The following is a 7,171-nucleotide window of genomic DNA, read 5'->3' as shown; positions in this document are numbered from 1 at the left end:
GGGTCAGACCCTTACGATAATCCCCCGGCGTCTGCCCCGTTTCCGCCTTAAACTTCCGATGAAACGACGTGGTCTCGCTATACCCCAACCTCAGCGCAATGTCGGGAATGCTCATCTCAGTGTTACGCAGATAATCCTCCGCCATCTGCTGGCGCACGTCATCCAGTAGCTTCTGGTAGGAAACGCCTTCGTGGCTCAGTTTGCGCTGCAGGGTGCGGCTGGTCATGCCCAGGTCTTCGGCGATCATGTCTTGCCGAGTCACACCGCTGGCCAGTTGCTTCTGGATGCCTTGCTTTACTCTGGAGGTCAGGTCGGTGTCGGTATCCAGCAGCGCCAGCTGCGACAGCGCATGGGTTTCCAAGGTCTTGCGCAGCAGCGGGTCTGGCTGGCGAAGGCGGGTGGCCAGTAAGTCCTCAGGTATAGTCACCACATTCTCTGGCGCTTCGAACTCAACCGGGCAGCCCCAGCGCTCCTGATAAGCGCCCTCATAGTCAGAGCCCGGTGAAGCTCGTTTCAGGGCAACCCGGATTGGAGAGGCGTTATCGTTATCCGCCAGCCAGCGAGCGTAGTTAATCCAGGAGGCGAACACATTATCCACCACCTGGGGCCACACCACCGGATCAGTAAAATTGCAGGTCCACACCAGAGACACTTCATTCCGCTTCATCCGAAGGCCCGTGGTGCCCATGTCCCCCACCAGCTTTTCATAGGGTGCAATCCGGGTGACCGCCTCGCCCAGCGTGGCGCAGCTCATGGTGATATAGCCAAGCACACTGTAAGACCCAGGCTGAACGAAATCGCCGGTTTCCAGGCCAAGGATGGGATTGCCGGATGCTTCGGCCAGCAGGCGAATAAACGTCTGCAGCTGCTCGCCCGTCAGGCGGCCGTCATCGGTATCAAGGATATTCGGCTCAAGGCTGGCTTTGCTGAACAGCTCTGAGGTGCTGATGCCCTCGGCATCGGCATAGCGAACGTATTGGCGCAGGGCGGCGACAGAGGCGGTTCCGAATGCTGGCATATTTTTTCTATTTATTATTAAGTTCTAGAATTCCATGCAGTACGCTTTTCAACTGAGCTTGGTCGTTTGTGTTCAGCGAACCCATTCGTTTCAAAATGATTGACTGCTCGACGGTTGCGATCAGCGGCTTCATCACCGAAGGTTTCAGCAAACCCGCCTGCTCCCAATCCTTTATCAACGCCTCACCAAAACTGAGAGGATCTCTAATCCGACTGGTAATCGCCATTATCACAAGATCTGGACGGTAAGCCTGATAAGCTGAAGAACTTATAACCACTGCAGGGCGCTTTTTTGTGGTCTTCAGGTTGGTAAAGGGAAAACCAACCAGAACCACATCACCAAATTCAAAGCTTGTCGTAGGCTGCATCTTCGTCGTTATCCCATACCTTTTGGAAAGAAGCCTCCGCTCCCCGCGCGAAATCCTTGCGCATATGATGCTCACGTTCTCTCTGGCTCAGAAAATCAATGAAATCCTCAACCTCGGATAAACGGTCTGCAGGCAAGTGTTCAAGCTTCTTAATCACTTGCTGAACTCTGTTGTCCATGACTAGCTCCTGTTAGCTCATACTAACTCGGCCAAGTATCGCACGATAGAGACAAAAACGCCCAGCGTTATGCTGGGCGCAAGGGTCTGTCTTCAGGGTCTGACCCCGAACGGGGTCTGACCCTTTTTGGACGGATGGGTTCGAGTTAAGTGGCAAGGACGGGCAAAGGTGGGTCAGTCCCCATGCGGGGACAGACCCTTGTGGGACAGACCCCTGGGACAGACCCTACAGCTTCCGCCCTTTCCCAGCCGCAATCCGCAACCGCAGCGCGTTCAACTTGATAAAGCCTTCCGCGTCTTTCTGGTCGTAGGCACCCTGGTCTTCTTCAAAGGTGGCGATCTTTTCGTCGAACAGGGAGTCGTCAGACTTACGGCCAACCACGTCCACGTTGCCTTTGTAAAGCTTCAGGCGAACGGTGCCGTTCACGTAGGTTTGGGTCTGGTCGATCAGTGCCTGCAGGGCTTCGCGCTCCGGGGACCACCAGTAACCGTTGTAGATCACCTCGGCGTAGCGGGGCATCAGGCTGTCTTTCAGGTGGGCCACTTCGCGGTCCAGGGTAATGGACTCAATGGCGCGGTGAGCACGCAGCATAACGGTGCCACCCGGGGTTTCGTAGCAGCCGCGGGACTTCATGCCTACGTAGCGGTTCTCTACGATGTCCAGGCGGCCAATACCGTTGGCACCAGCTACTTTGTTCAGGGTTTCCAGCACTTCGTGAGCTTTCATTTCCTGGCCATCAACGGCAACTATGTCGCCCTTCTTATAGGTCAGCTCAACGTAAGTCGGCTTCTCGGGAGCCGCTTCCGGAGACACACTCCAGCGCCACATGTCTTCCTCGGCTTCTGCCCAGGGGTCTTCCAGGTTCATGCCTTCGTAGGAGATGTGCAGCAGGTTGGCGTCCATGGAGTACGGGCTCTTGCCCTTCTTCATTTCCACCGGAATGTTGCGCTCTTCGCAGTACTGCAGCAGCTTCTCGCGTGAGTTCAGATCCCACTCACGCCAAGGGGCGATCACTTTTACACCCGGCTTCAGCGCGTAAGCGCCCAACTCAAAACGTACCTGGTCGTTACCCTTGCCGGTGGCACCGTGAGAGATGGCATCCGCGCCGGTTTCGTTGGCAATGTCGATCAAACGCTTGGCAATCAGCGGGCGGGCGATGGAGGTGCCCAGCAGGTACTCGCCCTCGTAGATGGTGTTGGCGCGGAACATCGGGAACACGTAATCGCGCACAAACTCCTCGCGCAGATCCTCGATGTAGATTTCCTTAACGCCCAGCGCCTCGGCCTTCGCCCGCGCCGGCGCCACTTCCTCACCCTGGCCGATGTCAGCGGTGAAGGTCACCACCTCGCAGTTATAGGTATCCTGCAACCACCGAACAATCACGGAAGTATCCAGGCCACCGGAATAGGCCAGCACCACCTTGTTAATATCAGACATGCTTGTGCTCCAGACTGAACAGAATGGATGTATTGAAAAGAAGAGCGGTATTGTACGGGAGTGCGGTGGGAATGGCTATTGGCCGGAAGAAGTCTGGAATATGCGTTGCAGCTCGCCGTTGTCACGCATGTATTGCAAAGCATCCTTGAAGAGACGAGCGTGTTCCGGGTTGCCGCTGGCAGGCGACATATACAGCCGGGCCTTTTGGCCCTTCACATGCTCCTGTAAACGGAACTCCTCGGCGGGAAAGTCATAAGCATCTATCGTCATTGCGATGTTGTGATCACTGGCAAGCACTGCTGAAATCCGCCCCAACATCAGCATATCAATGGCTTGGCGGATGTCATATACCGGCACCTTCAGCACCGCATCATCAGCCTTAAACGACTCGCCCAGATAGGTACCCCGCACATAGCCAACCCGTTTACCGGCAAGGTCTTCAAGGGTCAGGGGAAAATCGGTGTCACGCATCGCCATTAGCATCAGATTGATCTGAAGCACGGTCTCAACGGGAATAGTGCTTTCGTCCAGATCAGGACTTTGGAACAGAAAAGCAAACTGCCCACGGCCCCTCGTAACGTCCATGATAACCCGCCTCAAGGGCAATAACTGGACGCGGACAGGCACGCCGGAAAGGTCTGATAACCGATTGACCAACTCAATCACGCTTCCCTGCAGCTCACCCTGATCATCCCGAAATCCCCAGGGCCAGACATCAGGTACAACGAACAAGGCCGCCTGGCCAGCCGAAGCATTCTGGCCGGATAACGCCACGTCATCACCCGCGTGAGCATGGGTAACAACCAACAAAAGGGCCAGAATAAGGCCCCGCACAAATATCATCGGCTTAACCAACCCCGGCTCAAACTGCCTGTTGCTGGTTAACCACCTCGTCGCGAATGCCATCCCAGCCGTCTTTCACAGAACGCAGCAGGTTCAGTACTTCATCCAGCTTGGCCACATCATTCTTGGCGCTGGCTTCCAACAGGGTGCGTTCCATGTAGTCGTAAAGACCCTCTAGCCGGGCGGCCAGCTCGCCGCCTTTCTCAAAATCAAGGAACGCCCGCAGACCGCCGATGATTTCTATGGCTTTATTAAGCAACTGGCCCTTGGCCGCGTAATCTTTGGCCTGAATCCGGGATTTGGCCATGTTGATGCGCTCGATCGCCCCGTTATACAGCAGCTGAATCAGCTTGTGCGGGTCTGCATCGGTGATGCTGGTTTGGGTATTAACGCGCTGATAAGCCTGTAAACCGTTCATAAATAACCTCGTTTCACCGTTATCCGGTATGCCATGTTTGGCTGGCCACAATAAGTATAGCCGAATTAATCTCTCTGCCTGTTCGGCGCCAGGGCCGCCAGCTGCTGAGACACGAAATCCTGCGTACTGTTTAGCTGGGATATAAGGGAGTCTGCCGCACTAAACTGGGCAACAAGGCGCGCCTGAAAACTGTCAATCCGCAAGTCCAGTTTTATCCTATCTTCCTGAATGCGCTCAAGATCCCGGTTCAAGGAATCTGTGCGGGAGCTCAAAGCACCGTCTGCACCCAAAATTCTGGTAATGGCATCTACTGCGCGCTCGCTCACGCCCTCGATGAACCTCACTGAGCCGCGATTGCCAACGTCGCCGCCGGTAATCCGCACCTGAAGGCCGGCTGCATCGCCACCGGCATTGTTTGCTAGGAACAACACCTGGCCATCACCTTGAGCGGCCTGGCCGTTGATGGTGCCTTGAACGTCCTGGCCGGCGGTGCCGGTAGCGGTGTTCAGCCCTGTAACGTTGCTCAACCCAGTCAGGCTTACGTTAGACTCACTACCAAAGCGGTTAGAAGTAAACGTTAACCCTTCGGCAGCATCGAAAGCCACCTGAACCGAACGCCCTGCCGCGCTCAGAGCCGAGTTCTCGCGCAGGGCTGTCTGAATGGCCGCAGCGAAATCGGCACCGGAATAGTCGCCGGCCGCGATAGATACGGTTGCAGTGGTTTCTCCATCCACCCGGAACGTAAAGCTGTTATCTGCCTGAACCTGAATCGCATCTGCGGTGTTCGGAACCGTGTAATTGAGACTGCCCCGAGTCGCCATCTGGGTAACGTTAATGCTGTAATCGCCCGGGCGGGAATTAGAGCCGCTACGAACAAACTCCACCTGGGAATCACTGGTCCTGCCCTGCTCCGCGAACAGCGCGGTGACATCATTGGGGTTTTCCCGAAGCTGCTGCTGAAACCTCTGGCTATTGAACTGCAGCTCACCGGTACGGAAGTCCGTGCTAATGCCCACATCCGCCAGGCTACGCACACTGGCGTTTTCCAGCCCGGGAATAATATCTGTTAAAACCCGCTTTAACTGATTCTGGATGTTCCGAACCGTGGAATCCCCGGTCAGAATACTGCCCCGGCCGGTTTCGCTATCAAACGAAGACAGTTCACGAATGGTGCCCTGCAGCTCGTTGAACTTGTCCACGAACGCCTGAACACGTTCGGCGACTGCAGCGGTATCCTGCTCCACCTTGATCGTGGACTTGCCCACATCGGTAATGTTGAAGGTCAGCCCGTCTACGACATTTTCAATGGTATTGGTGGCGCGGCGAATTTCCACGCCGTTGATTTCCATTACCGCGTCGCTCGCCGCAATGGTCTGGCGCATGCCATCCATGTTTTCGGGATCTGCCGTATCGAAAGCGAACCGGCTTAAGCCCGGGGCAGCGCCGTCTTCCGTAACGGAGATATTAACCGCATTGGCTTCACCAGTTTCATCCGCAGACAACACCAGCTGGAAACCGTTGCCGGTATCAATCACACCGGCAGATACACCCGCATTGGCCTCGTTAATGGCATTCGCCAGGCCTTGCAGGGTGTCGTTGGAAGAATCGATGGTGATGTTGGTGGTCTTGTCACCCACCTGAAGCGTCATGGTGCCACGGCCCACACTGGTGGCATCCCGGTCGGCAAACACATCCCGGCTGGCCAGGGCCTGAGACTGCGCCAGGCTTTTTACATCCAGGCTGTAAGAGCCGCGGCTGGCCTTGCCGGCATCCACCGACACATCAATATTGCTACCCGAGGACGTGGCCGAAAACGACTTCATCCCATCCGCAGAACCCAGCTGGCGCATGGGCAACCGCAACTCTGTGACGGCACTGCGCAACATGCCATAGGCGGAAATGAGTGCCTCTGTGCGTTCCGTTTTCTGATCCAGCCGAACTTCCGTGGGCCTGCGTTCTGCAGCCACCAACTGGTCAACCAGATCCGACGTCAAAACGCCAGAGCCAACACCTAACGAAGAAATTGTTGCCATAACCGTGCCTCCTCAGGGGGGCGAGTCTCTTTACTGATCAGTTTATCGGCAGCCAGCGGCAAAACTTTGCCTTTTTTCAGAAAATACTTACGCCGATTTGTAACAGCCTGTAAACGCAGAACACCGCCGGCCCCTTATCGGGTGCGGCGGTGCTGAAATACCGTTGCTGTCATCCGCGCAAAAGCGGCAAGCTTCTACACTTTGATGTTAAACAACGTCAGCGGTTCATCCTGCTGCAATTTTTCTGCCAACCTCAATGCGACTTCGTCTGGCATCTGGCGAATCACTTCCTGGGTTTGTTGATCAACCACCTTGACGATCATCTGGCCCATGTCGTTATCCACTTCAAACTGAAGATCCCGTTGCACGTTTTGCACAAAATCATTCAGCTGACTGACCGCCTCATTCAGCTCATCCCGCTGTGCTTCACTGCGAGCCTGCAGCCTTTCGGCTTTCGACGGCTCCGAAGCAACCTGAGCGTTCTGAACCGGGCGATCACCAGCAGCCGAAGCAGCAAGGTCAGGGGCGTTCCGGCCCTCGGCCTGAGATGACGACATTGCCTTGGCCGGAGCCTGCGCGCCTGCGCGCACCAGCTTCAGGTCCGGGCTGTTCAGGTTAACGTCATTCATAGCTTTACCTCGCTATCCTTCAACGGCGGAAGGCCGAAACCCGAGGGTTCCGACCGTTACCGCTATGCCCCTTACTGCAGGAGGGACAGAACCTGCTGCGGACGGGCGTTCGCCTGAGCCAGGACGGAGATACCGGCCTGCTGCAGTACCTGGGATTTGGCCAGGTTGGCAGTTTCTGCCGCGAAGTCAGCGTCCAGGATACGGCTGTTGGAGGCGCTGAGGTTTTCTACAGACGTTGCCAGGTTCGC

9 protein-coding genes are annotated in these 7,171 nt (G+C 56.0%); all 9 read right to left on the bottom strand.

What is annotated here, in order from left to right; genetic code table 11:
- On the bottom strand, positions 1-1,018 hold a 1,018-nt coding region (locus IBX51_RS13655; protein WP_291831835.1), incomplete at its 3' end, for an AraC family transcriptional regulator.
- 7 nt (positions 1,019-1,025) lie between these two features.
- Positions 1,026-1,385 carry a type II toxin-antitoxin system PemK/MazF family toxin gene (locus tag IBX51_RS13650; RefSeq protein ID WP_291831834.1) on the bottom strand — a complete coding sequence of 120 codons (360 nt, stop codon included), beginning with the start codon at positions 1,383-1,385 and terminating at the stop codon, positions 1,026-1,028.
- Complete coding sequence (locus IBX51_RS13645; RefSeq protein WP_291831833.1) at positions 1,363-1,563, bottom strand: hypothetical protein; 201 nt, start codon at positions 1,561-1,563, stop codon at positions 1,363-1,365. The genes IBX51_RS13650 and IBX51_RS13645 overlap by 23 nt, the downstream gene beginning before the upstream one ends.
- A 225-nt stretch (positions 1,564-1,788) precedes the next feature.
- Positions 1,789-3,000 carry an argininosuccinate synthase gene (locus tag IBX51_RS13640; protein WP_291831831.1) on the bottom strand — a complete coding sequence of 404 codons (1,212 nt, stop codon included), beginning with the start codon at positions 2,998-3,000 and terminating at the stop codon, positions 1,789-1,791.
- Between the two features lie 75 nt (positions 3,001-3,075).
- A complete protein-coding gene (locus tag IBX51_RS13635) occupies positions 3,076-3,843 on the bottom strand; it encodes an ABC transporter substrate-binding protein (RefSeq protein WP_291831830.1) in 768 nt (255 codons plus the stop codon).
- A 19-nt stretch (positions 3,844-3,862) separates the two neighbouring features.
- The gene (fliS, locus tag IBX51_RS13630; RefSeq protein ID WP_291831829.1) at positions 3,863-4,261 is read right to left on the bottom strand and encodes a flagellar export chaperone FliS; all 399 of its coding nucleotides are present in this window, start codon (positions 4,259-4,261) and stop codon (positions 3,863-3,865) included.
- Between the two features lie 65 nt (positions 4,262-4,326).
- Positions 4,327-6,294, bottom strand: coding sequence for a flagellar filament capping protein FliD (gene fliD, locus IBX51_RS13625; RefSeq protein ID WP_291831828.1), 1,968 nt, complete (start codon positions 6,292-6,294; stop codon positions 4,327-4,329).
- A 194-nt stretch (positions 6,295-6,488) separates the two neighbouring features.
- Positions 6,489-6,923, bottom strand: coding sequence for a flagellar protein FlaG (locus tag IBX51_RS13620; protein ID WP_291831827.1), 435 nt, complete (start codon positions 6,921-6,923; stop codon positions 6,489-6,491).
- Between the two features lie 71 nt (positions 6,924-6,994).
- Positions 6,995-7,165, bottom strand: a complete 171-nt coding sequence (locus tag IBX51_RS13615) for a flagellin (protein WP_291831836.1) — start codon at positions 7,163-7,165, stop codon at positions 6,995-6,997.
- Positions 7,166-7,171 lie beyond the last annotated feature (6 nt).

Source organism: Marinobacter sp., from assembly GCF_014859525.1.
GTDB lineage: Bacteria > Pseudomonadota > Gammaproteobacteria > Pseudomonadales > Oleiphilaceae > Marinobacter.
This window is presented reverse-complemented; position numbering and strand designations above follow the sequence as displayed.

What these genes read in the sequence shown, in the direction of transcription:
- IBX51_RS13620 (WP_291831827.1), bottom strand. Translation starts at nt 6,923, where the DNA reads ATGAATGACGTTAACCTGAACAGCCCGGACCTGAAGCTGGTGCGCGCA.
- IBX51_RS13650 (WP_291831834.1), bottom strand. Translation starts at nt 1,385, where the DNA reads ATGCAGCCTACGACAAGCTTTGAATTTGGTGATGTGGTTCTGGTTGGT.
- fliD (WP_291831828.1), bottom strand. Translation starts at nt 6,294, where the DNA reads ATGGCAACAATTTCTTCGTTAGGTGTTGGCTCTGGCGTTTTGACGTCG.
- IBX51_RS13635 (WP_291831830.1), bottom strand. Translation starts at nt 3,843, where the DNA reads ATGATATTTGTGCGGGGCCTTATTCTGGCCCTTTTGTTGGTTGTTACC.
- IBX51_RS13645 (WP_291831833.1), bottom strand. Translation starts at nt 1,563, where the DNA reads ATGGACAACAGAGTTCAGCAAGTGATTAAGAAGCTTGAACACTTGCCT.
- fliS (WP_291831829.1), bottom strand. Translation starts at nt 4,261, where the DNA reads ATGAACGGTTTACAGGCTTATCAGCGCGTTAATACCCAAACCAGCATC.
- IBX51_RS13640 (WP_291831831.1), bottom strand. Translation starts at nt 3,000, where the DNA reads ATGTCTGATATTAACAAGGTGGTGCTGGCCTATTCCGGTGGCCTGGAT.